This window comes from uncultured Microbacterium sp., from assembly GCF_963524805.1.
In the GTDB taxonomy this organism is placed as follows: domain Bacteria; phylum Actinomycetota; class Actinomycetes; order Actinomycetales; family Microbacteriaceae; genus Microbacterium.
Window position 1 is genome coordinate 27,298 of sequence record NZ_CAURGG010000009.1, and the last position, 25,976, is coordinate 53,273.

23 protein-coding genes are annotated in these 25,976 nt (G+C 66.5%); 5 read left to right on the plus strand and 18 right to left on the minus strand.

Going from position 1 to position 25,976, the window contains the following annotated elements; genetic code table 11:
• Window positions 1-7 precede the first annotated feature (7 nt).
• Window positions 8-2,290 (minus strand): glycoside hydrolase family 2 TIM barrel-domain containing protein, encoded by a 2,283-nt coding sequence (locus RWQ91_RS14640; protein ID WP_314507447.1) that lies wholly within the window; start codon window positions 2,288-2,290, stop codon window positions 8-10.
• Window positions 2,291-2,692: 402 nt separating this feature from the next.
• On the opposite strand from RWQ91_RS14640, the gene RWQ91_RS14645 reads away from it, so the two are divergent.
• The 4 genes from RWQ91_RS14645 to RWQ91_RS14660 all read left to right on the plus strand — a co-directional run bounded on the left by RWQ91_RS14645 (window position 2,693) and on the right by RWQ91_RS14660 (window position 8,100).
• On the plus strand, window positions 2,693-4,114 hold the full coding sequence (locus RWQ91_RS14645) for an MFS transporter (RefSeq protein WP_314507449.1): 1,422 nt from the start codon (window positions 2,693-2,695) through the stop codon (window positions 4,112-4,114).
• Between the two features lie 63 nt (window positions 4,115-4,177).
• Window positions 4,178-6,358 (plus strand): glycoside hydrolase family 3 C-terminal domain-containing protein, encoded by a 2,181-nt coding sequence (locus RWQ91_RS14650; RefSeq protein ID WP_314507451.1) that lies wholly within the window; start codon window positions 4,178-4,180, stop codon window positions 6,356-6,358.
• Between the two features lie 4 nt (window positions 6,359-6,362).
• Window positions 6,363-7,364: a Gfo/Idh/MocA family oxidoreductase gene (locus RWQ91_RS14655; RefSeq protein WP_314507454.1), complete on the plus strand. Its 1,002-nt coding sequence runs from the start codon at window positions 6,363-6,365 to the stop codon at window positions 7,362-7,364.
• A gap of 97 nt (window positions 7,365-7,461) precedes the next feature.
• Window positions 7,462-8,100 (plus strand): GDSL-type esterase/lipase family protein, encoded by a 639-nt coding sequence (locus tag RWQ91_RS14660; protein ID WP_314507457.1) that lies wholly within the window; start codon window positions 7,462-7,464, stop codon window positions 8,098-8,100.
• 398 nt (window positions 8,101-8,498) lie between these two features.
• Here the strand turns inward: RWQ91_RS14660 and RWQ91_RS14665 are convergent, their stop codons facing one another.
• The 3 genes from RWQ91_RS14665 to RWQ91_RS14675 form a co-directional block, all read right to left on the minus strand.
• A complete protein-coding gene (locus RWQ91_RS14665) occupies window positions 8,499-9,068 on the minus strand; it encodes a hypothetical protein (RefSeq protein WP_314507460.1) in 570 nt (189 codons plus the stop codon).
• 8 nt (window positions 9,069-9,076) lie between these two features.
• Window positions 9,077-9,529 (minus strand): single-stranded DNA-binding protein, encoded by a 453-nt coding sequence (locus RWQ91_RS14670; RefSeq protein WP_314507462.1) that lies wholly within the window; start codon window positions 9,527-9,529, stop codon window positions 9,077-9,079.
• A gap of 111 nt (window positions 9,530-9,640) precedes the next feature.
• Window positions 9,641-9,901 carry a hypothetical protein gene (locus tag RWQ91_RS14675; protein ID WP_314507463.1) on the minus strand — a complete coding sequence of 87 codons (261 nt, stop codon included), beginning with the start codon at window positions 9,899-9,901 and terminating at the stop codon, window positions 9,641-9,643.
• 117 nt (window positions 9,902-10,018) lie between these two features.
• Here RWQ91_RS14675 and RWQ91_RS14680 point away from each other — a divergent pair, with 117 nt between their 5' ends.
• The gene (locus tag RWQ91_RS14680) at window positions 10,019-10,285 is read left to right on the plus strand and encodes a hypothetical protein (RefSeq protein ID WP_314507466.1); all 267 of its coding nucleotides are present in this window, start codon (window positions 10,019-10,021) and stop codon (window positions 10,283-10,285) included.
• 43 nt (window positions 10,286-10,328) lie between these two features.
• Here the strand turns inward: RWQ91_RS14680 and RWQ91_RS14685 are convergent, their stop codons facing one another.
• The 14 genes from RWQ91_RS14685 to RWQ91_RS14750 all read right to left on the minus strand — a co-directional run bounded on the left by RWQ91_RS14685 (window position 10,329) and on the right by RWQ91_RS14750 (window position 25,750).
• Entirely contained in the window at window positions 10,329-12,146 is a 1,818-nt protein-coding gene (locus RWQ91_RS14685; RefSeq protein ID WP_314507469.1) for a TraM recognition domain-containing protein, read from the minus strand.
• Between the two features lie 25 nt (window positions 12,147-12,171).
• Window positions 12,172-13,170, minus strand: a complete 999-nt coding sequence (gene dprA, locus RWQ91_RS14690; RefSeq protein WP_314507470.1) for a DNA-processing protein DprA — start codon at window positions 13,168-13,170, stop codon at window positions 12,172-12,174.
• Between the two features lie 46 nt (window positions 13,171-13,216).
• Window positions 13,217-14,695, minus strand: coding sequence for an ATP-binding protein (locus tag RWQ91_RS14695; protein ID WP_314507472.1), 1,479 nt, complete (start codon window positions 14,693-14,695; stop codon window positions 13,217-13,219).
• On the minus strand, window positions 14,692-15,453 hold the full coding sequence (locus tag RWQ91_RS14700; protein ID WP_314507473.1) for a hypothetical protein: 762 nt from the start codon (window positions 15,451-15,453) through the stop codon (window positions 14,692-14,694). Before RWQ91_RS14700 ends, RWQ91_RS14695 begins: the two co-directional genes overlap by 4 nt.
• A 34-nt stretch (window positions 15,454-15,487) precedes the next feature.
• The gene (locus RWQ91_RS14705; protein WP_314507476.1) at window positions 15,488-16,951 is read right to left on the minus strand and encodes an SCO6880 family protein; all 1,464 of its coding nucleotides are present in this window, start codon (window positions 16,949-16,951) and stop codon (window positions 15,488-15,490) included.
• Entirely contained in the window at window positions 16,948-18,279 is a 1,332-nt protein-coding gene (locus tag RWQ91_RS14710; RefSeq protein WP_314507477.1) for a conjugal transfer protein TrbL, read from the minus strand. Before RWQ91_RS14710 ends, RWQ91_RS14705 begins: the two co-directional genes overlap by 4 nt.
• A 26-nt stretch (window positions 18,280-18,305) precedes the next feature.
• On the minus strand, window positions 18,306-18,575 hold the full coding sequence (locus tag RWQ91_RS14715; RefSeq protein ID WP_314507479.1) for a DUF6112 family protein: 270 nt from the start codon (window positions 18,573-18,575) through the stop codon (window positions 18,306-18,308).
• 75 nt (window positions 18,576-18,650) lie between these two features.
• Window positions 18,651-18,917 (minus strand): DUF6112 family protein, encoded by a 267-nt coding sequence (locus RWQ91_RS14720; RefSeq protein WP_314507482.1) that lies wholly within the window; start codon window positions 18,915-18,917, stop codon window positions 18,651-18,653.
• A 2-nt stretch (window positions 18,918-18,919) separates the two neighbouring features.
• A complete protein-coding gene (locus RWQ91_RS14725; RefSeq protein ID WP_314507484.1) occupies window positions 18,920-20,002 on the minus strand; it encodes a M23 family metallopeptidase in 1,083 nt (360 codons plus the stop codon).
• 803 nt (window positions 20,003-20,805) lie between these two features.
• Entirely contained in the window at window positions 20,806-21,861 is a 1,056-nt protein-coding gene (locus RWQ91_RS14730) for a ParB/RepB/Spo0J family partition protein (RefSeq protein WP_314507742.1), read from the minus strand.
• Window positions 21,858-22,679: a hypothetical protein gene (locus tag RWQ91_RS14735; RefSeq protein ID WP_314507486.1), complete on the minus strand. Its 822-nt coding sequence runs from the start codon at window positions 22,677-22,679 to the stop codon at window positions 21,858-21,860. The genes RWQ91_RS14730 and RWQ91_RS14735 overlap by 4 nt, the downstream gene beginning before the upstream one ends.
• 466 nt (window positions 22,680-23,145) lie before the next feature.
• The gene (locus RWQ91_RS14740) at window positions 23,146-23,799 is read right to left on the minus strand and encodes a DUF2637 domain-containing protein (RefSeq protein WP_314507488.1); all 654 of its coding nucleotides are present in this window, start codon (window positions 23,797-23,799) and stop codon (window positions 23,146-23,148) included.
• On the minus strand, window positions 23,796-24,689 hold the full coding sequence (locus RWQ91_RS14745) for a bifunctional DNA primase/polymerase (protein WP_314507490.1): 894 nt from the start codon (window positions 24,687-24,689) through the stop codon (window positions 23,796-23,798). The genes RWQ91_RS14740 and RWQ91_RS14745 overlap by 4 nt, the downstream gene beginning before the upstream one ends.
• The gene (locus RWQ91_RS14750; protein WP_314507493.1) at window positions 24,686-25,750 is read right to left on the minus strand and encodes an ArdC-like ssDNA-binding domain-containing protein; all 1,065 of its coding nucleotides are present in this window, start codon (window positions 25,748-25,750) and stop codon (window positions 24,686-24,688) included. The genes RWQ91_RS14745 and RWQ91_RS14750 overlap by 4 nt, the downstream gene beginning before the upstream one ends.
• Window positions 25,751-25,976: the final 226 nt, after the last annotated feature.

Below are 25,976 nucleotides of genomic sequence, written 5' to 3' on the forward strand. Positions count from 1 at the left end.
CGGTCCGTTACTGGGCGGTGACTACCGTTTCAGCGCGAAGGCCGGTGGAGGTCTCGACGACGACGCGGATCTCGCCCGGTCCTGTGGGTCGAACCACGGCCAGCGCGCGGCCGAGGTAGGCCCGGGTGACGCTGGCGGTGTAATCGTCCTCGGTGGCGGGCGCTGCGGTGCCGAGGCCTTGAAGGACGCCACTTCCCTCAACGTGGACCGTGATGATGTCATCTCGGAGGACGTGCACAATGCCGCTGCTGTCCGAGATTGCGATGTCGATGTACGCCAGATCGGTGCTGTCGGCGCGAATCGATTTCCGGTCGGCCACAGCGGTGACCGCGATGTCGGCGGAACCCGTCGTGAGTGAGCTCGTCTCAGATCGTGCTCCGCCGCGGATCGCGGTGGCAGTGAGCTCCCCCGGCTGGTACGGCACCTGGAACGTGGCCATCCAGCGGTGGTCTGGGCCGGCCGGAGCCCGTCCCACGACGCTGCCGTTCAAGAGCAGTTCGACTTCGTCGGCGTCGGAGTAGACATCGACAGTCATGGGTGCTTCCTCAAAACCGGACCACGTCCAGCTCTCCGTGCTGTCGCTCCAGGTGTAGAGCGAGGGCTGGAGGTTCTCGCGCGACACGTCTGGACGGTGCACGGCGAGATGAGGGGTCGTGCGGAGCCCCCAGACAATCTCCCGCCAGTACGAGATCGTTCGACGTTGGCCGGTGATGCCGATGTCTCCTGTCATGGAGAGTCGCCACGGGTAGTTCCCGAAGAATGCTTCGTGGGCGGGCTTGTCGGCGCCGAGCCCGGCTTCGCCGATGTACTCCCACGCTGTCCAGGCGAAGTCCCCGATGACCTGGGGTAGGCGCTCCACGAGCGGCCAGATCTTGTCGAGCTGGTTCGGGGTTGCTTCGGTGCCGACCAGGAGACGGTGCGGGTGGCGCTGGATGTCCAGTTCGTATCGAGCGGAGGCGTAGTTGTACCCCGCAATGTCCAGTTGGGACATCGCATCCTCGAGGCGTTCAGTCGCCATGTCGGACGTGACGACGTTGCCGAGGAGATCGCCGAGGTCCCGCATCAGTGAGTTGACGCCGCCTTCTCGTCCCATCTCGGCTTTGATGTCGTGCAGGGAGGTCATCATCGGGTTGACGCCGTTCGTGATGGGGCGGGTGTCGTCGATGGATTTGATGACATCGACCATGTCGCGTCCGAGAGTGGCCCCCCAGTCGTTGCCCGTGTCGGCGACCTCGTTGCCGATGGAGTACATGATCACGCTGGGGTGGTTGTAGTCGCGCGCGAGCATTTCGGGCAGATCTCGCCGCCACCATTCGGTGAGGTCGTGACCGTAACCGAATCCGGCGGTGGTCGACGTCCACCCGTCGGTGAATTCGTCCATCACGAGCATCCCGAGTCGATCACACGCGTCGAGCATGGCTTCGCTGATGGGGTTGTGGGCGGAACGGATGGCGTTGTAGCCGGCAGCTTTGAGAATCTCCACTCGTCGCTCCTCCGCCCGCGCGATGGTGGCTGCACCGATCACACCGTTGTCGTGATGGATGCAGCCGCCCCGGAGCTTGACAGGGTCACCGTTTATGCGAAGGCCCCGGCGTACGTCCCAGTCGAGCACTCGGATGCCGAATCGTGTCTCGTGGACTTCGACGATGTCGCCGCCGACCTTCACCGTCGTACGACAGGTGTGAAGGTGCGGAGCCGAGGGACTCCACAGCCTCGGCGCTTCGACCGTGAAGCGCTGGCGGAGCGTGGGAGAGTCGCCGGGGCGGACACCGAACGTGGCGCTGTCCGCGGCGACGACCGTGCCGTCGGAATCAACAAGCTCAGTGGTCACGAGTGCAGAGCGCAATACTCGATCATCGTTGTCAAGCGTCGTCTCGATCGCGACAACAGCCGTGTCAGGGTCCGCGCTCACCGTCCGCACCCGCACGCCATTACGCGCGACGTGCACCGTCTCGCCAACCAGCAGCCAGACGTCTCGATAGATCCCCAGGCCGGTGTACCAGCGGGCATCAGAGTGGCTTCGACACTCGACGCGAATCTCGTTGGCACCCTTCTTCAGATGCTGATCGATGCGCACGGAGAAGGGAATGTACCCATAGGGGCGTTGCCCCACGAGCGCGTCATTGACGAAGACCATCGCTCCTCGGTAGACGCCGTCGAACTGCAGCTCGATCCGTCGACCCTCCCAGCCTTCCGGCACGTCGAAAGTCTTCACATACTCGACAACGCCGTCGCCGTAGAAGCCCGTCAAGGCACCGGGGACGTTGTCGGCCGACCGTGGCCGCGACACAAGCGCATCATGAGGCAGGCTGACCGGGGTCGGGGCCTCCGCTTGGCCTAGAACCTCCAGGAACGGACTCGTTGACGGGCGGACCGCCCAACCATCGTTGAACCGTGTGCGTTCCACTGAGCTTCCTTACTCGTCAGATTTGGGTGCCGTCCGTCGCTCAAGGATCGAGCTCGAATGATCGCCCTTGCCGATGGTGACGTGGTCCAGGAATTGTTTTTCCCGTACCGGGAAAAACCGTACAAGTGCGACCGCTGTACGTCAAGCGGAACCGTGGCCAGATGAGGGCGGTGACCGCTTTCAGGAGTAGTGCTTGACGCCGCCGGGGGCAGGCGCCTATATTTTCCCTACCCGGGAAAAACAACCCTCGAGACCGGGTGACGCCTACTTCAAGGAAGAAGAATCATGACCGACGCCTCAGCTGAGACCGCTCCGAAGACGGTTTCGAACGCGGTGCAGTACCAGTCCAAGACGCCGGCGCTGCGCCGGTACGTGACGTTCTACTCGATCGCGATGATGGGTATCGCACTGCTCTGGGGGTCGTTGCTGGCGATCCTCATTCCGCTGCATGTTCAGACGATTGAGTTCGCGAACTTCTTCACCGGGGCGGACGCCGGCGTCGACCTGCAGGCGCTCACCACGCTGCAGGCTCAGGTCGATGCCGGGACGGCGACGGCCACTGCGGATCAGACCCGGCTGCTGGGCCTTCTCTCCGCATTCAATGCCGCTCGCGCCACCAGCCTGTCCATCGTGACTTCGGCCGGCGTGTTGCTGGCCATGCTGCTGTCCCCGATCATCGGGATGCTCTCGGACCGGACCCGTTCACGGTTCGGGCGTCGTGCGCCGTGGGTCGCGGCTGGTGGTATCGCCGGCGCCGCGCTGATCTGCTTCCTGCCGGTCTCGCCGTCCATCGCCGTCGTCGTTGTGGTGTGGTCGCTGCTCCAGGTCGCGGTCGGGGTAGCGCAGGGTCCGTTGACGGCGACGGTGGCCGATCGGGTTCCAGAGGAGCGAATCGGTGGCGTCTCGGCGATCACCGGACTGGCGTCCTACTTCGGTGCCATCGTGGGCTCGATCATCGCTGGATCGCTGTTCGCGATCATCGGCTTGGGCGCGTACTACCCGATCGCGATCGTGCTGCTGCTGTCCACGCTCGCTTTCGTGCTCTTCGCTCGAGACAACTCGTCCCGCGGCATGGTCACCAAGAAGCTGCGATTCGGGACAGTCGTGAAGTCCTACGGCATCGCACTGAAGGATCGCGACTACCGCTGGGCATGGATCTCGAAGGTGATCCTGTACCTCGGATACGGCATCAGCTCGGTGTATTCGCTGTACATGCTGCAGAGCTACATCAGCCCTGCGCTCTCCGCCACGGAAGCGGCTCAGACCGCGCCGCTCCTGCTGTTCGCCGCTCTGCCGGGCACGCTCATCGCCATGGCTGTCAGCGGCCGCTGGAGCGACAAGATCCGCCGGCGCAAGCCCTTCGTCATCGCGGCGTCCCTGATCATGGCTGTCAGCTTCCTGGTCCCCTTCTTCTGGCCCACGCTGACGGCACTGTTCATCCAGGTGATCGTGACCGGCATCGGGTACGGCGTGTTCGTCGTGGTCGATCAGGCACTGTTCATCGATGTGCTGCCCGACAAGGAGGCCGCGGGCCGAGACCTCGGGTTGTCCGCCCTTGGGCAGAACCTCGGAAATGCGCTCGGCCCCATCATCGCCGGAGCGGTGGTCGCCATCTTCGCAGGCGCCTACGGCCCGGTCTGGCCGGTCGGGTTCGTGCTCGTCGCCCTGTCCGCGCTGGCCGTCATGCGCGTCAAGGGCGTCCGATGACCCCCGCGGTGCCTGCCCGACGAACACCAGCCCACTTCTGACAACCCCGAGGATTTCTTGACGATGCCGACCGCTCAGCCCACCGCCTTCGACGATGCCGTTGCACGGCTGCGCGCAGGAGCCGAGATCGCGGAACAGACGGAGCTTCTCCTGGCCCAGTTGACGCCCGACGAAAAACTCTGGCTGTTGGACGGCGATGTCGAGTTCTGGGCTGGCATCGCCGAGATGAGCGTCGGTTATAACTTGCGCCCGATCGTGATGGGCGAGATCCCACGACTCGGCATCCCCGGTCTTCGCTTCAGCGACGGACCGCGCGGCGTGGTGATGGGCGCCTCCACCGCCTTCCCCGTCTCCATGGCGCGCGGCGCCACATGGGACGTCGACCTGGAAGAACGCGTAGGGGTGGCCATCGGCCGGGAGCTGCGAGCACAGGGGGGCAACTTCTTCGGCGGGGTCTGCATCAATCTCCCGCGGCATCCCGCATGGGGGCGCGCGCAGGAGACGTACAGCGAAGACCCGTACGTGCTCGGGGAGTTCGGCGCGGCACTGGTCCGGGGTGTTCACCGTAACGCCATGGCGGTCGCCAAACACTACGCGCTGAACTCCATGGAGAACGCGCGCTTCAAAGTCGACGTCCAGGCGGACGAAGCCACCCTTCACGAGGTCTTCCTGCCCCACTTCCGACGAGTCGTGGAAGAGGGCGTCGATGGAATCATGACGTCGTACAACTCGGTGAACGGCGAATGGGCGGGGCAGAACGAGGTCCTCCTCGAGGAGATCCTCCGAAAGCAGTGGGGCTTCGAGGGTGTGACCCTCTCCGACTTCGTGTCCGGCCTGCGCGACGCGGGATTGTCCCTGCGGGCGGGTCTGGACGTGGAAGCGCCGATGCGTCAGCAGCGCGCGACACACCTTCCCACGGACCTGCAGACAGGTCGAGTGACGTGGGAGCACGTTGATCGGGCTGGCCGGCGCATCGTACGCACGCAGCTTGCTCACTACGCCTCCGACCGTGAGCAGGAACCCTCGGCAGAGGTCGTGTTCTCTGCGGAGCACCGATCGCTGGCGCGCGAGGTCGCTGCGGCGTCCATGGTGCTGCTTAAGAACGACGCCGTGGGCGAGGCGTCCGTGCTGCCCCTGGACCCGCAGGCGGTCGCGTCCATCGCCTTGATCGGCCGCCTCGCCGACCTGCCCAACACCGGCGACCAGGGGTCATCCGCTGTGCGATCCCCGGAAGTCATCACGGCGCTAGAGGGCCTCCGCCGCGTCCTCCCGAACGCCGCCGTGCGCGCCGTCCTCCAGGATGACCCCGGAGCCGCGGCGGCCGCGGCCCGAGATGCGGACATCGCGGTCGTCGTGGTCGGGTACACCGCGGAGGACGAAGGGGAGTACGTGGGCGGGGACGCCATGTCCGACCCGGCAGTGCTTGCTCTCTTCCCGCCCTTCCCGGAAGGGATCAACCCTGCGGACATGACCGGAGCCGCCGGCGCGATGGGAGCGGCGGAAGGCGGAGACCGCGCCAGCCTGCGACTGCGCCCGGTCGACGAGGAAATCATCGCTGCCACTGTGGCAGCGAACCCGCGCACAGTCGTGGTCATCGTCACCGCCGGCGCTGTGATCACCGAAACGTGGCGTCACGACGTGCCGGCTATCCTCATCGGGTGGTACAGCGGCGTGGAGGGTGGCCTCGCACTGGCCGACGTCCTCACTGGACGCGTAGATGCCAGCGGCCGACTGCCGTACTCCATCCCGACCACCGAAGAGCATCTGCCGTACTTCGACCGCGACGCCACCAGCATCGTCTACGACCGCTGGTACGGTCAGCGCCTGCTCGATCGCGACGGGCACGCCGCGGCCTACCCCCTCGGATACGGGCTGTCCTACACGACGTTCTCGATCGAAGACATTCGTATCGCCTCTCATGGTGACGAGTCACTGACAGCGTCAGTCCGAGTAGGCAATACCGGGACGCGGGCGGGGCGCCACGTCGTCCAGTTGTACGGATCGACCAATGCCTCGGACTTCCCGGCGCGAGTGCTGTTGGGATTTACGCTGGTTCAACTGGAACCGGGCGAATCCGCGGTCGTCGAGGTGCCCGCCTCTCTCCGCCCGTTGCAGCGCTGGAGCGAAGGCCGGTTCACCTGGTCGGCGCCGGAGGCCGTGATTGAGGCAGCGGCCTACTCCGGTGACCCTGACGCCGCAGTTACGACCATCAAGCTGTTCAAGACAGCACAGTCTGCGACCTGAGGACGTGCCGACTTCATCCCCTGCCCTCCGGGTCGGCGTGCTTGGTGCCGCCAAGATCGCACCGAGCGCGCTGATCACTCCCGCTGCCGCTATCGACGGCGTGCAGATCACCGCGGTGGCTGCACGAGACCCGCTCCGCGGACAGTCATTTGCGCAGAAGCACTCTATCGAGCGCGTTTTCGATGATTACGATCACCTCCTGTCGGACCCACAGGTCGACGCGGTCTACATCGCTCTCCCGGCGGCGCTGCACGCCCGGTGGATGGTCGCTGCTATCGACGCCGGCAAGCATGTGCTCTGCGAGAAGCCGTTCACCAGCAATGCAGAGGCTGCCGAAAGAGTGGCTGTGGCAGGTGACGCGTCCGACGTCGTCGTCATGGAGGCCTACCACTCCGCCTACCACCCCCTTCAGGCCCAGCTGCGGCAGATTCTGGCTTCCGGAGAGTTGGGAAGGGTCATCTCGGCGCGGGCGGTCTTCTGCATACCGCTTCTGTCCAGGAAGGCAATCCAGTGGAACGCCGAGCTCGGCGGCGGCGGCCTTCTCGACGTCGGCTACTACCCCCTACGCCAACTCCGCGATCTTTTCGGTGAACCCACGGAGATACTCGACGCTCGAGCGTGGGCCTCACACGACGTCGACCGCCGCCTCGATGCCCACCTCGGCTTTGCCGACGGCGTTCGTGGCGAGATCATCACCGCCATCATGTCGCCCCGCCGACTCCTGACCTCATCCCTCGAGATCCGAGGGGATGCTGGCCGGCTGCGGGTTACAGCACCGTACGCCCCTCAGTATGGAGCGCGAATATCGCTGCACACATCCCGGGGAAGACGCGGCGAACGCGCGGATCGTCGCCCCAGCTACATCTTCCAGTTGGAGGCGTTCAGAGACGCAGTTCGAGGTGGGGTCAGGCCGCTGACCGGCCCACGTGAAGCGGTCGCTCAGCTCACTGCGATCGACCACCTCTACACAGCGGCAGGAATGGCCCCTCGCCCCAGCGCCCCCTAACGGGATTCCTTCCTCGCCATCAATATGTTTCCGAGCACTGTGAGTCAGGCGAATGCAGACCAAATCTAAACAACGTCAAAGGCGTTCCGCTGTTGAAGTGGCAATCTCAGGGTTCATGGCCAGGCGCCTGGTGACACCGTTACTGGCGAAGCCCCAACAGAGCCGGCGTGACCAGCTCAGCGCCCTTCTGCCTCCTCCGAGCAGCGTCGTACTCTTCGGCGACAGCATCACAGAGGGTGGCGAATGGCAAGAACTCCTTCCCGCCCTGCCGGTGGTGAATCGCGGCGTCAGCGGCGAGACAGCCAGCCAACTGTTGAGCCGTGTCGCCAGTGGGCTCAATCAACCCTCGGCCGTCGTGCTCCTGATCGGAACCAACGACCTTTCCTTAGGTCTCTCCTGCTCGAACATCGCCAACACCGTGCGCCGCATCCTCGACGAAATAGAAGGTGCGTGCCCGGGCACTCCCGTGCTCCTGCAAAGCGTGATGCCGCGATCGTCGAAGTTCGCATCCGAGATCCTTGACCTCAATGCACGCTACAGAAGGTTGGCTGAGACCAGGCCACACGTCGACTTCGTCGACCTGTGGCCTCTCCTCAGCGAGGGCCCGTCCATCCGGCCCACCTACAGCTTCGACAGCTTGCATCTCAACGGGGCCGGGTATCGCGCTTGGGTGAGCGCCTTAGGGCCAGCGCTTGAGCGGTTTAGCACGGGTCGGTCCTCAACTACCCGACACTGACATAGCTGCGGCCCATGGGAAAGTGAAGCTGGGCCGGCAGCGGCCGAACTACTTTGAGCGCCTTGCGACTGATCCCGCGCAAAAGCTCTAGCGGGCCCAAGACATAGTGTGCGCGGACCGCAAGCGTCGCGCGCGGTACTTCGTCACAGGCAACGCTCACCGACGTCCTCCAGCCCGCTGTGGGAGGTGGACCTTGGTCTCCTGCTGGTGGGCGTTTAGCGCGCATCGCATTCCACTGGGGCAGCGGCTCTGTCAAGGCGACGATGAGGCACTCCGACATCTTTTACTCCGTGTTCCGTCGCGCGAGCTCTTGTGCTGCTCGTCCGCCTCGGTGCTCCATTGGTCGGCCAGTGCAGGCGCGGCGGCGACGGACGGGGACGGCCGGCCGCCGGACTCTTTCACCCTCCGCCTTCAGGCATCGCCGCATAAAACGCCCGCTCCGCCGCGCGTCGCTTCTCCAGGTCGCCAACCACGAAGGTGATGAAGTCTTCGTCGCGGTTCGTGATGACGACGTCCTCGACGGTCTCGGCTGGAGACTCTCCTGGCCAAGAGGCTTGCCGGGTGGCGCGGTCGCGGTCGAGACGTGTTCCGCAGTTGGTGACCCAGTCGTGGAGTCGTTCGCGTGCGTCGGTGAAGTCGCGGAGCCACCCGATAGGTGCGGATCCGTGCTGGTCGGGGTCGTAGGCGCAGAGCCAGTGCAGGTGCAGCGCGGATAGTTCCCAGACGAGCTCAGGGTGGCGGTGCCAGAGGGGTGGGATGACGGATGCCGGGAGGCCGTATGTGCGACGAAGCCAGTTCACCCATCGATTGAGTGCGATCCACGCCGTCTCTGCTTCCTCGGCGTTCAGCAGGTTCCAGTTCACCGGGTGGGGTGGGTCGGCCGTCGGTCCGTCGTCCTCATCCGCGTCCGTAGAGCCGAAGCGCGCCGGAGGCCCCTCGGGACTGGGACTAGCTGCGTGAGGCGACATCGTGATCCTCAGAATCCGAGGGCGCGGACGACGCGGCTTTCCCGCATGGGTTCGTTGGCGGGTGCGCCGTGATCGATTGACTCTCTCGCGGGGGCTCCCGCCCGTCGGCCGCGGTCGACGTCGTAGTTGGTGCGAGCGAGGTCGTGGCCGAGCTTCTTTGCGACGAACTCTTCGGCCTCGACGACTTGGCCGTCGCGTTCGACCCGGAATGTCCGGGTGTAGCCCTCGGCTATGAAGCTGTCGCCCTTCGCGAATCTGGCGAGTGCGCGTTCCGCGGTGGCGCGGTAAGCGACCATGTCGTGGAAGCTCGGCTCGAGTTCCGTGAATGATCCGTCATCGTTGCGCCGGAAATGGGGCTGCCCGATCCGCACGTACAGACGCGCGTCGCCGTTCTCCGTGGTGGTCCGCTGCGGATCGGTGGCGATGAAGCCCGAGATGGACTGCTGAGTGTGAAGAGCCATGGGACTGACCTCTCGCGTTACGTGAAGCGGTGGATCCACTTCATGTAAGAGGTGAGCCAGGCATCCCCAGAAGCTAAGTGCCCCCCGGCCAAGAGCCGGATACGCCGCCCGTCAGAGGTAGGCGCGGTGAACGTGCCAATCGCTCGCGGCCTTGTAGAGGCCGAAGACGAATGACTCGCCGGCCTCATCGGTGGCTTGAAATCGCCAGCCGTAGAGCCCCCGCCCTGGGGCGGTAGGCGAGCTCCAGATCGAGTCGCGCAGCCGCGTTGGGGTGTCGGTGAGGCGCCACCGTCGGCGGGCGTAGAACATTCGCGTGGGGATGTCGTCGATCATCCATAGAGTCACTTCGTGTTCTACTGCAATATCGTCCATGACTACCAAGAGTAGAACAAAGCTTCGAGCACATCTAGAGTCGTTTGCGAGGCCGGATGAAGGGAAGTCCGGATCGTGGGCACGAACAAGCGCTAGCCGGATCTCGCAGGCTGGCTCATGGATGAACGCAGACTGAAGCAGATCGCGGCCGCGAATCCACTGCAGACCCTGACCGACAAGGAGCTGCAACGGGACAGCTTGCCGGTGACGCGCGATCCGCGACCGAAGAAGTGCAGGGCGTGGGTGCGGTTCGGGCCGCACGCGATCCTGGTGGCTGCGGAGGTCGTCACGTGGAACGAGTTGGCGTGCGGCATCCAGTTCACCGTTGTTGAGAAGCAGATGCGCTGCTGGGTATGGACTAATGCCGTGACCCTGGTCACGTGAACAGCGCCACTGGGGCACGTCGTCACCGACCTGTCGATGACGTCTACTCCACTTCCTCAGACTCAACGAGAGGAATGTCGATGATTGGGGCGGGCGGCACCTGCAGTCTCGCCTCGAGCACGGCCCGGGCGGCGAGGAGTGCCTTCGCGTCAGGGCGTGAGGTCCAGGTTCGAAGCCGGGTGACGATGGGCGGCGCCGCGCGCAACATGACGAGGCCGGTGCCGAACGGCAGGGTCCTGATCACGTCGGGGGGCATGATGGCGACGCGTCGAATTGAGCGTTGCGAGGATCGGGAGCCGCGATCACCGACCGTGGTGGAATCGGTGATCTCGTCCCGGTCGCCGATGAGGGTGGCGAGGTCTTGGAGGTCGCGGGAGTTGGACGCGCCGCCGAGGATGATCTTGACGATCGAGGCATCCCAGATCGCGCCGGCGGCGTTGTCGCTCCATTTCGAGCGGGCCTGGGTGAGCGACTGCAGGACCGGCATCGTCGTGATCCCGGTGCCGCCACCGTCCGCCATCAGGGTGGGTAACGACGGTAGCGGGGCGAGGTTTCCGATCTCGTCGAGCGCGAGCAGCAGTGGGGGGTCGAGGCGAGCGCCGGGATTTCGCGCCGCGATCCGTCGGGCGGACTCCACGACATCCTCCACGAAGGCCGCGACGAGGGCGGCGGAGTTGTTTGCGCCGGCGCCCGTTGCGAGGAGGTAGAGCGTTCCGTTGCTGCGGAGGAAGGTCTCCGGGTCGAAGGACTCGCCATCGGCGGGGGAAACAGCGGCGAGGACCCGCGGGTCGGCCAAGGCTCCCAGCGCCAGAGACACTCCCTGCCAGATGGAATCGCGGGTGCGGGGATCCGACTCCAGCATGGCCTGCAGCGAGTCGGACCAGCCGGTCGCCGCCCGGGGCTCGTTCACGAGGATCGCCACGGCTTCCGCTGCGACGGCGGGGTCGAGCGTCCAACGGAAGAGTTCGCTGGGCTGTCGGTCGGCGAGGGCGGCCGCGTGCAGGAGCGATTGCAACGCGGTGCGGGTCTTCGCTTCCCAGAATCCGCCCGACTCCACACCGCCGGCCGCCATCCCGGTACCTGACGCGAGGCCAGCCGCACGGATCATCGCGGTCAAGGGGTTCTCGCAGCCCCGGATCGGTGACCAGCGCAGGCCGGCCGGCACTCCATCGGCGAGCTGCTGTGGGTCGAAGACGGCGATGGGGCCGATCCGCGCGCGAGCCCGCAGCGTTACGGTGAGGTTGTCGGGGCGGGTGGATGTCGTCACCACGGCTCCGGGAGCGTCGAGGATCGCGTTGATCACGATGTGCGCGCCCTTGCCCGACCGTGGTGGGCCGATGACGAGGATCGAGTCCTCGACACTCGCCCAGACCGCGGAGGAGCGGGAGTGTCCGATCAGGTAGCCGACGTCCGTGGGCTTCGCGTTCGTCAGCGACGGTCGCAAGTGCGCTGCGCGTTTCATCAGCGCGGACTTGGAGGCCGCTTTCGCGACGTCGTGACTTCCCGCGATTCCAGGGATCCGGTACGGGTCGGCGGTCGACCGTCGATGGGTCCGATGCAGGAGTCGCCAGCCGAGCACGATCCCGCTTCCGGCCACGAGGATCAGCATCGCCACGCAGCCCCAGTACGCCACGGGATTGAGTCCCGGGGCGTGCAGCGCAGCCGCGGGATCGGATGCGTAGAGAACCACAGCGAGGCCGGCACCGATGCCGGCGGCGGGTTGGGGGATGCCGGTCATCCACGCCGCCACAGAACCTGCGACGCGGAGCATCACCGCAAGGCCCGCGCCCGCGAGGAGGAGCCCCAGACCCAGGTTTGTCAGCTCGTCGCCGTGCGAGGTGATGGGCTTCGAAGTGCTCATCTCGTCACCGAACGCGAGTGCTCCATCAGAGGCTGATGTCGGGTTCGAGGCGCCGCGGGCGACCCGGAGATGAGGAGAAGTCGAGGAAGCGATCCGGGCTCGTCGTGTTCGTGGAGTCGAGAAGGTCGGTCGCGTCTCGCGCGTCGGTGACGATAGTCGCGATCCCTTCCTGCAGGAGCCGGTGGCAACCGGCGCTCGCGGCGCTCGTCACGGGTCCGGGTACGGCGCCGATCGGTCTTCCCAGCGAGTGTGCTTGCCCTGCCACGTTGAGCGAGCCGGATCGATACCCGGCTTCGACCACTACGGTGGCGCCGGCGAGGGCGGCGAGAAGTCGGTTGCGCTGCAGAAATCTCCAGCGGGTGGGTGCAGATCCCGGGGGCAGCTCGCTGACGAGCAGACCGCCGGACTCCTTGATCCGGTCGAACAGGGGTTGGTTGCCGACTGGGTACAGCCGGTCAAGTCCTGTCGCGAGGACCGCGACGGTGGCGCCCGGATGCGCTGCCATCGCTGCTTTGTGGGCGGCGCCGTCGATGCCGTACGCGCCACCCGAGATGATGACCCGCCCTTGGGAGGCGAGGTCAGCGGCGAGCTCGGTGGCAATGTGCTCTCCGTAGTTGGTGGCGGCGCGCGCTCCGATGAGTGCGATCCGGTTGGTGGTCGCGCCTTCGAGCCTGCTCGGCCGGCCGCTCAGCCAGAGCGCGATGGGTGAATGGGTGCCGAGCTGCTGCAGTTCCGCGGGCCAGTTGACGTCCTCGACGGTGAGCACGGTGAGCCCGCGACGATCCATGTCCTCCCGGATGCGGTCCCCGTGCCCGGGGTCGAGGCGGGGTGCGAGCCGGCGCCGCCATAGGCCCGCTTCCGCGGGGTCGATCGACCCCGGCAGCGGCCCGCTGGCGCTCACGAGCGCGAGGGTTTCGACGGCCCCCACTCTGGCGATGAGAGCGCCGGTCACGGCGTCGCCGGGTTCGGAAGTCGCGGCCAGGGTGATGCGGGCGAGTCGGTCTTCGGAGAACGAGTCGGCCATGGAATGCCTCCTTTGTGTTGAACAGGTGCGTGGGTCGCACCCGCGGCTATGCCGTCATGCGCGCGGTGGTGTCGAAGACGGCGAGTTCGTCCGGATGCATCTGGTGCTGCACGACGAAGCTGCGGTCCTTCACCCGCCAGAGGCCCTGACCGGTGCCGAGGGCCGGGAGAAGGTTCATCTCGGTGCGGGTCAGACCGAGTGCAGCCCCGGTTGCGCCGAGCTGATCGGGTTCCTGCCGATACACGATGCGCGTCTCGGCGTTGGCCAGGAGCGATGAGGCGAGGGCGCGCATCGCTGAACCGGAGTCGCCGACGTTGTCGAGGTCGGAGAGCTTGTGAAAGATGAGCATGTTCGCGATCCCGTAATGACGGGCGAGCCGCCATTGGGCATCCATGCGCCGCAAGAGCGAGGGGTAAGCCATGAGCCGCCACGCTTCGTCGTAGATCACCCAGCGCTGCCCGCCGGCGGGGTCGGCCAGTGCCGACTCCATCCATGCTGACGAGCAGGTCATCAGAACTGAGATGAGGGTGGAGTTCTCGGCCACCCGCGACAGATCGAGCGACACCATCGGCAGGGACGGATCGAATCGTACGGTGGACGGCCCGTCGAAGAGGCCGGCTAGGTCGCCCGCCACGAGGCGCCGGAGGGCGTGCCCCACGAGCCGGCCGTCCTCGGCCAAGCGGTCGTCACGTCCCGCGGTGGGGGCGGGGGAAAGGATCCGCTCGACGACCATGGGCAGGATCGGCACATCCGCACTGCGTACGACGTCGGTGAGGGCAAGGTCGATCGCGGTGTGCTCCAGTGGCGTGAGCGAACGCTCGAGCACCGTCTCAGCAAGAGCGCCGATCAGGTCTCGCCGACGCGCCGCGATCTGCGCGGCCCACTCCGCGTCGGACAGCGAGGATGCCCGGAGTCCTTCATCGAGCGGGTTCAGACGGTTGCGGAGCCCGTGGCCGAGGATGATCGCTCGGCCGCCGACAGCTTCAGCGACCGCGGTGTGCTCACCCTTGGGGTCGCCGGGGACATACACTCGTCGACCGAACGGAAGCGAGCGAGTGTAGAGCGACTTGGCGAGCGAGGACTTGCCCGATCCCACGATCCCGGCGAGAACCACATTCGGGGCGGTGATCAGCCCACGCTGGTAGAGCACCCACGGGTCGTAGACGAACGAGCCTCCGGAGTAGAGGTCTTGTCCGATGAAGACCCCGGCCGAGCCCAGGCCCGCTTCGGCGAGGAACGGGTAGTGCCCCGCCAGCGTGGCCGAGGTGTCCTGATGCTTGGGCAGGCGCAGCCGACCGGGCGTACGCAAGGCGGCGCGACCGGGCTCGCCGGAGGCGGGCAGGTACGCGGATGCTCGCGCCTCGGCCCGCTCGGCGGCCCACTGATTCTTCGCCTCGCGCGCACCCGCCCTGCGCGCATCGGTCTGGAGCCGGGCGACCACGCGTTCGCGACCGCGACGGTCCCGGCGATGCTCCTCGCGCGGATTGATCAGCGTCGTCGCGTGAAGTTGCTCGTCGCCCGTCACAATGACACGCTCCGCACGTGGTCCTTCAGACCGGGCCGCGGTGACGCGAACCACGCCGGAACGAACCACGACGTGCTCGATGCCACCGGGGTCTGAACCGACTCGACCGGGCGGTGCTCGACGGCATCCCGCTGATCGCGGCGCAGCAAGCTGACGTAACCCAACGTCCCGTTGTACTTCAGCGCGTATCCCATCTCGTGGTCTTCGGCGACCACATCCGTCGGACACGTCGGGATCCCCTCATAGACGTAGCCGTTGATGAGCGCGGCCTCGGTGGTCTCGTCCCCGCGATCCCACTGCACAAGATGGCTGATCGCGGACACAGCACCGTGCTGGTCGATGAGCCCGAGCATCTGGTCTGCGGCCGCGCCCTGCAGAAAGACGACGCTCACCCAGCGCTCAGTGCTGCGTGCCGGCATCCACATGACTTGTCCTGCGTTCTGTGATGCCTGGTCGATGGCTCCCTCGGCGGCGTCGAGCAGCTCGCGCGCACGGGTGAGAGCCCATGCTGCACTGTCTGAGGTTCGCGCGCCCAGTGTCGCGTCTCCGTCATCCGTGCGAGCACGCCCTCGGTAGTGCATGTGTGCGCGTGCGAGCTGGTCGGTGATCTGGGTGAGCGATCGGACCGCGCTGAGGATCTCGCCGATCAGCGGGTACAGATCGGCGGGGTCGTCGATCACGATCGTCGAGTGCGCGAGGTCGCGCATCCCGCTCGAGGCGTGCGCGGCGACGCGGTGGGTGTCTTCGTTGCGTTCCATGACCTTCTCCTATCCACTCGTTCAGCCGAACGCGTCACGCCGGTCGGCAGAGCGGGAGCGCGGCGGCGGTGAAGGCCTGCGCCTGCTGGCCGACGAGCCTCCGTGTCTCGCACGACGCTTGGATTGCGGCTTGTTCGACCGAGGCGACAGCGACATCCAGCTCCGCGTGCGTCGCGGCCGAGATGCAGACGAGACCGATGGCGCGCAGCACGCCGTGACCGGCGGTAAGGTCGGCTTCTTGCTGCAGCACGTCGTCGAACTCGGCGGTGGCCGCGGCATCCTCGATCTGTCCAATGCGTCGCCGCTGGTGCGCGTCGCTGATCAGCTCCGTCTTCTTACGACGGATGTCGCGCGCCGCGTGATCGGAGCGCACCGGAATGTAGTGCAGCGCGAACGTGCGGAGGACGCCGTTCGAGAGCACGAGAGGAGAGATGAAGCCCGGGAAGACCTGCGAGCGGGGCCATTCGCTGATCCACAACACGGTGTGGTGCGCCGTGTCGGTGCGAAGTCCCTCCCAGCTCTCCGCCACGGCCAGCGGCCCGGCATCCGAAAGAGCGCGACCGGTGGAGGGATGCCGCTCCAGATCGAGACTCGCCGCCGGATCGTACGCCGACCTCAGGATGACGGCGAGGTCGCTCGGCCCGAGCCAGTCCCCGACGGCAAGGTCAGCGGCTCGAAGCGCTGCGGTGAGCGCGGTCATCTCCTGCCGGAGGACGCTTCCCGCGCCGCGCATGCCCCCACCGCTCGCACGGATCTGCCGCGCCGCCGCCGCCATGTCCAGCGCGATGCTGACGGTTGTCGCGTGCCGTTCACCGGCAGGCCCCGCGCGCTCGATCAACTCGCGATAGGTCGCGGCAGCCCAACTATCGTCATCAATGCCGTGGTGATGCCACCAGTCGTCCAGCCCCGTACCCGCGTCGAGCAGCGTCCGCTCGGATACCTGCAGCCGTGAGATGCGGCCGGATCGACAGCATCCCGCGAGCACGCGACCCCACCCCGCCACTCGGCGATGCTGCTCGGCCGGATCGAGCAGCACGAAGGCCGGGTGAGATACCGCGAGCACCGCCGTGAGCGTCTGCAGATGCGGGTCGTGGATCATCACCGCGCCTGACTCGGCGTCGAGCCATTCACGGAGGGATGCCGCGTCCCCGGGGAGGGCGAGTGTCCCGACCGGGCGTGGACGCTCGACCCGTTTGCGGTAGCTGAGCTGCCCGAAGAACACGCGGTGCGCCCACCGGTAGAGGATGGGCGTCCACTCGACGATCTTTCGGCCCTCGACGCCCACGGTCGCGACGAGAAGTGCCGACCCCCAGAGCGGTGCGGTCCACATGACTGCAGTCGCGCCGGAGGTGTACAGCGACACAACGACCGTCACAAGAGCGATCGAGACGGCGATGAGCTGCGGAAGGGAGAGGCCCAAAAGGATGTCGCGGCGGGCGAGGCGGGAAAACTGAACCGGGCCCAACTCGAAGCCTGAGTCCGAATTCGGTCGAGTCATGGCCTCGGCCCTCCTTGTCTCTCTGGCAATCGCCCGGGTGGGCGGGGTGCCGATGACGCGTGCGGGGGCGCGGCACCGACTGCGGGCGCGTCATGCAGATTCCCGACCGCACGATTGGTCGGCGGGGGAGCAGCCGCACCGGCGCCGTCGATCGGGGCATCCGCCGACCGTGCGACCGCGCCGCCCACTTTCGGCCCGGCAGTCGCTGCCCCGTGAACCACAACCGCGCCGGCGACGATGCCGGAGCCGACCGCGCCCGCCGTCGTTGCCCCGCCCGCGGCAGGGGCGGCGCTGGATGCTGCGCCACCGCCGGTAGCGGAGGCACCGCCGGTAGCGGAGGCACCGCCTTTCCCGGCAGCGCCCAAAATCTTCGTCGCATTGTCGGCCATGGGCGCGCTGGGAACAGGGACGGGTCGGTTGAGTGAGGACTTCGCTTCCTGCTCGCTGGCCATCGCGTGGTACATGTCGAAGCCGACGAAGCTGAGGAACTTGTAAGTGATGTACGGAGCGAACGCAGCGATGAACATCAGCACGATTCCGGCGATGGGGTCGCTGATCGACGCCACGTCCGCATCGATCGGGGCAGACACCTGGGCGACGGCCACCAGGAAGATGACGACCAGGACGAGCTTGGACAGGATCAGCGCGAGGACAAACGCGGCCCACTTCCCGAACCACCCCTTCGTCGTGTCCCAGGCGGCGCCAGCGAGCGCGATCGGACCGAAGACGATCGCGACCAGCAGAAGCGCCTTCCGGATCAAGAGAGAGAACCACACGATCGCGGCGGCGCTGATCGCCAGGCCCGCCAGGAAGATCGTGACGATCGCGCCGACGCCTGGCGTCGCGATGTTGATGGCTGCGAGCCCGCCGACCAGGAGTGCGATCCGGTCGCCGATGCCGGCCATCGTGTTGCCGGTCGCTTGCACGATGCCGACGGCGAGTTGATCGGTGATCTCGAGAAGCAGGCCGGTCACGGAGATGACGACGAACGATCCCAGGATCGCTTTGGCCAGTCCGAGACCTGCGCGCGAGAGAGCACTGGGGTCGCGTCGCACAAGTCCCGTGATCAGCTGCAGGCAGAAGAAGATGAGCGTGACAAACACGGCTACTCCGAACAACACGTTAAACACGGCCACATACCCCGGAGCACTGATGTCGACGAAGGTCGTACTGTCGAACGCGCTCCAGACTGCTCCGAACAGCCAGGCGGCCGCCGACCCCATCGCATAGGCGAGCCAGTCGAACGGCGCGGCGATGAGCGAGGCCGTGCCGTCGCCCACCGCCGTGCAAACGGTGGCGATCACTGGTACATCGCAGACGCTGCTCATCGGACGCCCCTCGACCGCGGACGAGCTCAGACCGTCTGTCCGACGGCCCAGAAGAAGTTGACGAGCGTGACCGCAGCGCCGCAGACGATCGCGGCACCGCAGGCGACGAGCACGCCGGTCTTTCCACGCGAGGCCAGGTGAGGGTTGGACGAGTTGGCACCGAAGCCCCAGACGACCGCCGCCACGATCAGCGCCAGGACCGCAAGTACAAGGCCGATGGTCATCGCGGCGCCGACGATGACGCGAAGCTGCTCGATGCCAGGAAGACCTGTGCCGTTCGGGGTGATGTCGATCACGATGCGCTCCTCGATTGACGGAATGAGTGTCGAAAGAGAGGAGCGCCCGTGCTGCCTGGCGTAGCGGGGAGAGTGTTACAGGCCAGCGCCGATGCCGAGCAGGAAGTTCACGAGGGCGACTCCCGCGCCAGCCAGAGCAGCCGTTCCGCATGCGAGCCAGACGCCCGTCCGGGCGCGAGCAGCGGTCTGGTAGTGCCCATTGCTTGCGGCCAGGGCCCATATGACGGAGCAGACCACGAGCATGAGCACTGAAATGATGAGGACGAACATCAGTAGCGCGCCGACGATTTCGCGCAGGTGGGCGGCGCCGCCTACAGCTCCGAAGTCGGGGAACACGTCCATGGTCAACCTCCGGACGCGATGCAGCCGGCGGAAACAACACCCGCACCCGCGAGGCCCTCGGCGCCGTGTTGCGCGAGCCATTCGACGGCATTCACCGACGGGGAGGCGGCCCCGCCCGGGTGGATCTCGAGGTGCAGATGCGCGCCCGTCGACCGCCCCGACGACCCCACCTCGGCAATGTGCTCGCCGGCCGCGACCGTACTGCCGACGCTCACATGGACGCCGTCATCCCACATGTGTGCGTAGTACGACGCGACGGGCTCGCCGCCCACGGTGTGCTCGATGGTGATCAGATTGCCGTAGCCGCCACTGTGGCCGGCGAAGGTGACGACGCCGTCCGCGATCGCGAGGATCGGGGTCCCGGCGGGCGCTGCGAGATCGCTGCCCTCATGGAAGGTGCGTTCGCCGGTGAAGGGGTCGGTGCGCCAGCCATAGCTGGAGGTATCGGTGTAGGTGCCGGCAGGGAGAGGAAAAGCCACCCGGGTCGTCTCCGGCACTATGACGTCACCGCCACCCGCCGTCGATCGTGCCCGGGTGAGTGCTTGCAGAATCGCCTCCGCGACCGGTTGGTAGTTCTGGTACCGATCCGGGTACGCGCTGACTTCGACGGACTGAGCGGCGACGCCCGGGTCGAGCGACTGCCATCCTGCAATATCGAGCAGACCCCGTGGCGACCCGCCGTTCGGACCGCTCGGCCCTCCGAAGAATGCTCGCGCCTGGTACATCGAATCCATCAAGTCTTCGACGCCACCCCAGCCCGCGGCGGGCCGCATCTGGAAGATGCCGAGCGAGTCGTGATCCGAGCCATCACCGTCGTTGGGATACGCGACCGATTCTGGGTAGGCCGCCGAGTTTGCCAGCATCCGAAGTGTCGACTCGGTAAGCCCAGCCATCAGTGCAACGAGAACCCCCGCGCGACCGACACCGGGCGTCTGCGCGCCGACCGTGATGATCGCCCCTGCATGCGTCAGCTGTTGCCTGTTGAGGATGACGGTGTGGCCTTCTCGGGTTTGGGTCGTCAGCGACTCAGGGATCGGGCCGACGAGCAGGTTGGAGACGGTGCAGGCGGTGATGCCTGGGCTCATGAGAGTCGCGACCGTGACGAGTCCCACGGAGGGTGCGGCGAGGACGAGGACGAGAAGGATGCCGAAAAGCTTCGCCATCACATCACTCGAGTGGCTCGTCCAGGCGAGAGAGCCGAAGCAGACGGCAGTCCTCGGCACGCGGACACGCCATGAAGACAGTGAATGTCACGGCGCTTTCGGTGGCCGTCGGCTGGTCGGCCCATGTGCCGGCGCGATGACGTGTGCCCGCGATCGTGTACGCGATAGCCCCCGGCGGAAGCTGGCCCTGCGTCGCTTGCGCGACAGCAGTTGACCAAGAATCCGGAACGCGTACGGAGCCGATCGTGAGCCACTGCCGGGTGCCATACGTACTGATCTGCTCCCACTGCTCCGGCGAGGGCATATACGCGCGAACGTCGGATGCCAGCCCCGCAACTTCCTCGTCATCCCCGACGTCGATCAGTACCTGCGCCCATTCAGAGGGTCCTGCGGAACTCCGGGTGTCCCAGGTGAAGAGCCGGGCTGCCACAGTGCGGGCGAACAACTCGGAGTTTGGGGAGGACGCAAGTGGCCGCGGCTCTGCAACGCGCGCGGTAGCCGGCGCAATGGTGTCCGAGCTGGTTGGCGTCGCCGAGTTCCGCGTTGCGGACGGTCCTCGAGGAAGGCCATAGACCCCGACGCCCACGAGGAGGGCCAAGATGCCGATGACTGAGATGGTCATGGCCACAATCGTTCGGCGGCGGCGCACAGCGTTCATTTGGTATCCCGTCGAGTCGTACCGCAAGGAGTCGAGGGAAAGGTGCGCGCGCACACCCGGGAACGATTCAGCCGACGCGTCGCTCGACGGTTGATGCGTCTCGGCGAAGTTCACGAACCCGAGCAGCGAACGCGATCGTCCCGTCAAGGGTCTGCTCGAACCGCTGCCATTCGTCGTCGGTGAGACCGGAAGCGATCACCGAGGGGTCGTAGGTGTCCCACCAGTCGGCAAGGTCGTCCCACGTGAAGACGAATCGCTTCAGCTCGGCGGGTATGGGGCGCCGAGCGAGGCTGATCGCGGGCCGATCGACCTGGGCGCGGCCGAGCGCCTTGATTGCGAACTGCCGGGGGTCTTCACCCCAGGATGGCTCGTTGCCTTCCCGGATCTGCGTCGCAGCCTCGGCGGCGGCCGTCCGCGTATCGGGCGACTGATCGGTCGAGTCCGCCACCGCGTCGAGTTCTGCCAGAACCTGAGTCCCGCTCACTCTGCGGAAGGCCGGCAAGACCGGGGCCCCGCCTTCGATGGCGGCGAGTTCAGCCTTCGCTCGATCACGGATTTCAACGGTGACGGTCTCGTCTGAGGCGATCTCCTGCAATCGACCGATGCGCTCGAGCGTGGTGAACGAGCGGCGTCCCGTGACGAGCAGTGCGGCCTGGGTTCGAGTGTCTCCATCGTTCCTCTTGGCCGGTGCCGTTAGAGTAACGGCACCGCTCGGACCAGTGCCTTCGGCGCTGGCTCCGAAGCGAGACGAGCTCTGGCGCCGCGCGGCATCCTCGACCAGCAGTGCCTTGCTTTCTCGGTAGAGCGCGGCGGCTTCGGTCGGTGACAGCGGCTTGTGGAGTGCGTTGTCATCCTGCTCGGCCAGGAGCTGCGTGAGTCGATCCGAGATGCCGGCCCGTACCCAGACATTGACCGTTCGGACGCCCAGCTGACGCAACGCGGCGAGTCGTCGGGCGCCGCACACGAGCACGCCTTCCGGTGTGACGGTGATCGGCTGCAGCAACCCTCGGTGGTCGATCGAGTCGGCGAGGGCGTCGATGTCGCCGAGGTCGAGGCGGTGCCTCGATCCGACGCGGATAGAGTCGACGGACCTCTCAAGCTCGACGTGGCCTTGTTGCTTCATGATCGTCGGCAGGGCAGATTTCTGAGGAGGTCCGTAAGGAGGCGATCGTCGTGCAGAAGGGCTTCGAGTGACTCCCCCACCAAGAGACGCAGAAGGATTCCGCGGCCGGCCGCCGTGTGCTCTTGAGCGGGATCGGGGCAACCGAGCAATGCACGGAGCATTGCCCGCCATGAGGTCTGACGGAGGTCGAGAAGCACTCGAGCAGCGTGGTCGCGCCGGAGCTGCTCAAAGGCGGATGCGCGAGAGGTAGCGTCGGCGAGCCGAGCACAGATGTACTCCACCCCGGCGCGAGCTGTGTCGGCCGGCCAACCGACAAGGTTGAGCAGCGCGATCGTGTCCTCGACCGCCGACTCGACCAGCGAGGATCGGTCGTCATACTCGTCGTCCGGAGGGTCGACTCGGAACGCGGGGTGATAGTCGACGAGCGCATTCTCGCGGTCGCTGAATCGCTCCGCGTCATGGAACACGGAGTACCGCGGCCGGCGGGCCTGGTGGACGGAGCACATGAGTCCCCGTGCCCGCTCCTCGGCGACGCATGTGACCTGCACAGCCCGCGTGACGATGGCCCAGGGATCCTCGGCACGACGCGTGGATGCCCCGCGCATGGCATCGAACGCGAATCCGGCCGCTTCCCAGGGATCCAGTCCATGTTTGCGCGCGAGCGCCGCATATCTGCGCGCCACGTAGGTCATTAGCTGTGCGACTTCTGGATCGGACCGCCATGAGGAGCCCTCGCTGCCGCTGATTCGTTCGAGGACTGCGCGCAGGCCTTCAGAGTCCTCATACGTGAGCTCGCGCTCCCTGATTGAATCTTGCATCGATGCACCTCCTGTTGAAGAGGTGCGCGCCGCGTCCTCCGCACGGCCGACCGACCATTGGCTGGAGTCCGAATACATCTCGTCACCTCGATCCGAGTGCCTCGTGCCCGCTGCGCGGACGGCTCCGACCGAACGCATCGAGCGGTGGCAGCGATGAGCTGCGATCACGGGTCGCGCGGCGCGTGACATCCGCGGGGTGTCGCAGGCGACGCGCGAGCTCCGCCTCGAAGTCGATGCCGCGGCCCGCGACTCGGCCGGCGCCGGAGCTGATCAGGTCAGAGATGCGGACCCATGCGACTCCGCGGTCAGACAGCTTCCGGCGAGGCGCCTGCGCCTGCTCTTCGGCACTATGGAGAATGCGGCGATGCGCGTCGTGCTCAAGGCCTTCCGGCATCCGATCGGTCGGCCGATCGCCGATCGGCTCCCGACCCCCGTCCGCTCCCTCGTCATATTGGTCGTCCATCGCTCAGCCCCCTTCTGGTAGTACGTTCTCCGGTTGCGGTCCAGCCACGTGGTCTCGAAGCCATCTGCCGACGGTCGAGGGGTGCACGCCGAGGTGTCTGGCGATCGCTCGGTTCGACCAACCCGATGCGTGCAGCTCCACGGCGCCCACCGGTCCAGCGCTGGAATCTGTCGGTGGCGTGGAGTCGACGACGTCGAGCGTCATTTCCGCCTTGAGGGGCGCGCTCGTCAGCGAGAGCGCGGGGACAGATGCGTGCCGAGTCAGCACCGAAGTGAGATGTGTGATCGCGAGCAGGACGAGCGGAGGGATCGCGGCGACTGCGGCTGCCAGCACGAGCGGCACCTCGGATGTCGCGGTTACGACAGCATGCAGAGCATTGCCGGTGACCGAGATCAGGGCGCCCGCGAATAGCAGCATCCATGGGTACCACGCACCACGTGACCCACCCAGCACGACCACGGCTACGGTCGCGACGACGATGATCCCATCGACGATCAGTGGCCAGGCCCATGCTTGCTCGGCGGCCAAGCCGGATCGCCGTGCGAGGTCGGCCAGTGAGGTGAAGGACAGCCAGAATGCTCCGGCCGCGATGAATACCGTCCCGACGACTGCGGTCAGCATGGCGAGCCGGATCCCGCCTGGCCCGGTTCGGTTCATCCGAGCCCCCTCGGCTCGTTGCATGACGCGGACGGAGGGGTGTGATTCGTGGCTCGTGGAGCCGTGCCGTCGCGGCGGGCGGAGTGTGTGTGGCGGCACGCTGAGGAGACGGTGCGCTCGACTTCCTGCGCGTCCAGTCCGATGCGCTCCGCAGCTGGACCGAGAACTTCGACGATGGCCTCTGCGATCACGCCCGATTCGCTCAAGCGGCACGCGGCCCAGAACAGCCCGTGGTTGCGCTCTCCCTCCCGCAGCCTCGCCATCCAAACAGCGAGAACTTCGCCGCTGACTGGGCCCGCCGCGGCGCGTTCCTGCCGGACTGGCCGGGGTTCGAGGAACTCTCGCAGTGCGACGGCGTCGATCGGCTGCGCAGGCGCGGACGAGAATGAGAAGGGGCGATAGGCGGCTACTCCGCTCTGCACCACGGCGACCGAAGGGGGCACGATCACGTAGCCGCCGTCGCCGCGGAAGTCGATGTGCGCGCCCGCTGCTTGCCAGCATCGTTGCGGGTCTGCCCCCGTAGAGGGAAAGTAGATATGCATGCCGCCCGACGGCGTGCGAACGCGCGCAATCTCGCCTTCCAAGAGACCCTCGTCGACGGCGCGGTGGAGCATAGGGAAGCCGGAGGTTTCGCCTTTGACATCGACATCGACGACGTCAATGCCCGAGAGTCTTCCGGTCGGCATCCCGATATTCGCTTGAGGCCAGCGTCGCCACCAATCGGAAGCCGCGTTGATGTCGCGAGTGGCGTCGAGATAGCCGGCGCGAGTCAGCGGTCGTTTGCCGCCGGCTTCACAAGGGAAGATCGGCAGGCCCGCCGCAGCGAACTCATACGCGGCCTCGCAAGTGCCGAGGCGAGCGACCGTCATGAGCACATCGGCGATGCTCATGCGAGCCCCCGCGCTCCGACGGGCAGCGCGCCGCGTCGACTCGGTGGCCGGGTAGCACCCGCACGAGAGAGATCTGCGGCGGGCCTCGAGCGATCCAGACCTGGCGGATCTCCTGCGCCGACCTGCTCGGTAGGAAGCGCGTCGAGGATGGCGATTGCCGCACGCCGCACCCGTTCCCCAGTCCGCTGCACCACGGCTACCGCATTCGCATCCGGTACCGCGGTCGCCCATCCGGCGACGTATGGCACTGTGTAGCCCCGGGTGTCCATGCCGTGCGCCGCTGCGATCATGAGCGCGACGGACTCGGCCTCGACCTCGCCGATACCGCGATGCGTGAGCCCACTGTGATCCGGACCATGCAGCCTGATGTGCGCGAGTTCGTGCGCCAGGGTCTTCGTCCTGGCGGCGTCATCCATATCTTCTCGGATCGTCACTCGACTGTTGACGAAATCGGTCTCGCCGTTGGCGCCGTCGATGCGAGCCTGGTCCGCGACGAGCGACAGGCTGAATCCCTCGGCGTAGATCAAACCCGCGAGTCCATCCCACAGGCCTGGGGGAGCTGCGCCCTGGAGGAGCTGGGGGCAGGGCTGCTCGGGAATCGGCGCGCCGCTCGTCTGGGCGACGTCCCACACGTAGGCCGGCCGAGTGCCGATCACTCCGGATCGCACCGCCTCGCCAGGTTGTGGGCGCTCGCGCAGTTCCAGTCGGCGCCAGGACGAGACATCCATCGGTGTAGAAGTCGCGAATCGCGCCGTCCTGGGGGCGAAGATCATGTAGCCGTGCTGGCCCGCGATGACCCTGCGCCCGAGGTCCTCCCACTGCTTGAAGCCTGCAAGGTACCTCGGCATCGGCTCCGACGCAGTGCCGGCTTCGAACGCAGCACTGTGCTGCGCCCAGATCAGCAGCGTGTTGTTGAAAGACCGCGAGCGGAAGTTGGCCGCGAACTCGAGTGCGCGCTTCCAGTCGTCGCTGTCGATGAGGGCTTCGACGGATTGCACGAGTCGGTCGTGCAACTGGCTGAGCCTGGATTCGGAATCGGACCTTGTCGACTGGTCGGACACGGCGTTTCACCTTCCCTAGTGACGGCGCGCCGCGATGTGCGCTACGTGACACGTAGGTGCTCCATGGGGAGCAGAAGAGGCACTCCGTCAGACCGCAGCGCCGTGGCGGGGTCATCAGAATGGGGGAGTGCAAGCTCTGGTCATTCGACAGGTGGCCGAGCGACGCGCTGTGAGTGCCGGCGGGGTGGCCGACGCACTGCTCAATCGAATCCGGCCCTTGGTCTCC